The sequence below is a fragment of the Bradyrhizobium sp. CCBAU 11386 genome (assembly GCF_028128955.1).
GTDB lineage: Bacteria > Pseudomonadota > Alphaproteobacteria > Rhizobiales > Xanthobacteraceae > Bradyrhizobium.
Genome location: NZ_LBKA01000108.1, coordinates 1 through 1,583 on the forward strand (window position 1 = coordinate 1; position 1,583 = coordinate 1,583).

Below are 1,583 nucleotides of genomic sequence, written 5' to 3' on the forward strand. Positions count from 1 at the left end.
CATCTCAAACCTCCGTCCAAGCCGGAGGCTTCTTCGCATAGCTATCCAGATCCCGAAGCAAGGGTTCCGGCTAAGCGCTTACTATATTCTAGGGCCTAGCTGGGAATGATCACCGCAAGGCAAGTTCTGGATCGATGTTGCCTAAGCCGGCTGCGGGCGTGGGGGATCGAACACTGAGTAGAAATCCGCTGCTCAATAGATTTCCGGGAATTGACACGCCCCGAGGTGACGCAATGGCGATTGGCGATCAGTCGTCGTCGCGGCCGTAGTAGCTCCTGATGAGCCGGTAATGCCCACCCGTAGAGATGTACTCCTGTCGCAGGCAACTGGTGCCCCTGCAAAATCGAGTCTGGTCATCACAATGCAGATATTCGAAGTGCAGCTTGATCAGCTGTGAATTGTCGAGAAAAGTTGCAAAGTAATGAGCGGCCTGTGCCGCATTCCCGCACATGCGGGTGATGGCACTTCGAACCTCGGGTGGCAAACGATCGATACGTTCTGAATTCCAGGGATCTTCGTGCCCTACCTGACTGCCGCGAGCGAATGTAGTTGGCTGATCGACAAGTAAGAGCAGCAGAACTCCGGCCGCGATTGGCAAAAACCGTGTGTAACGCATCCACACGCCAGCACCCCATCCAGAGCGGAAGATTTGGCAAATGCAGTCGCGACGCAAGGTATCAGGAATGCCAACGAACGTCAGCGGTAATTTATTGTCCGGAGTTTATAGCAGCGCATCAGTCTGACCAACTTCCCTTGCCCCGACGTCAGTTCTCGGTCAGTCGCGTCCTTTCGATAGATGGAACTAGACCAAAGGACGTCTCCAATCCTCTCAAAGCCGACGTAGGTCAGAGGATCTGCCGGTTGAGAATGGCCAACCTCGTTAACTGAGGAGGTCATCATGACAGATGTCCCAAGCACCACTGCGAATGTCTCCAAGCACATCCCGTGGAATAATGGAAAGATCGTCGGCGCTAAGCCGCCACTCCGGCCGAAGCACGTCTGGTCAATCCGCACAAAGCTTCAGGTCGAAGGCCGGACCCGTGATCTGGCGCTGTTCAACGTTGCGATCGATAGTAAACTTCGTGGCTGTGACGTCGTCGCGCTGAAAGTCGATGACGTCGCGCCAAACGGCTATGCAGCCGACCGCGCAAGCGTCCGACAGAAGAAAACTGGCCGGCCGGTCAAATTCGAACTTACAGAGTCGACGCGCCAAGCCGTTGACGATTATCTGAGGGAGACCGGTAAGAAGCCAGGCGACTATCTATTTACCGGGCGACGTGGACCTGACCGCTGCCTGACCACTCGGCAGTACGCGCGGCTGTTATCTGAATGGCTCACAGGTATAGGGCTCGATGCGCACCTGTTCGGAACGCATTCACTGCGCCGAACAAAGGCGACCCTGATCTACAGGCGAACAGGCAACTTGCGGGCGGTGCAGCTCCTACTAGGTCACACCAAAATCGAGAGCACCGTTCGATATCTAGGAATCGAGGTCGATGACGCGCTCGCAATAGCAGAGCAAGTTGATGTCTGAAATGCCCGGGCAGAGCGGACATGTTCTGCCCGACCTCTAACAGCCGGTT

Annotated in this window: 2 protein-coding genes; one reads left to right on the forward strand and one right to left on the reverse strand. The window is 55.6% G+C overall.

From position 1 onward, the window contains the following. Positions 1-247 precede the first annotated feature (247 nt). The gene (locus XI09_RS08675) at positions 248-616 is read right to left on the reverse strand and encodes a hypothetical protein (RefSeq protein ID WP_271566472.1); all 369 of its coding nucleotides are present in this window, start codon (positions 614-616) and stop codon (positions 248-250) included. Between the two features lie 282 nt (positions 617-898). Between XI09_RS08675 and XI09_RS08680 the strand changes: the two genes are divergently transcribed. Further along, entirely contained in the window at positions 899-1,534 is a 636-nt protein-coding gene (locus XI09_RS08680; protein WP_271566471.1) for a tyrosine-type recombinase/integrase, read from the forward strand. The last annotated feature ends 49 nt before the right edge of the window (positions 1,535-1,583 follow it).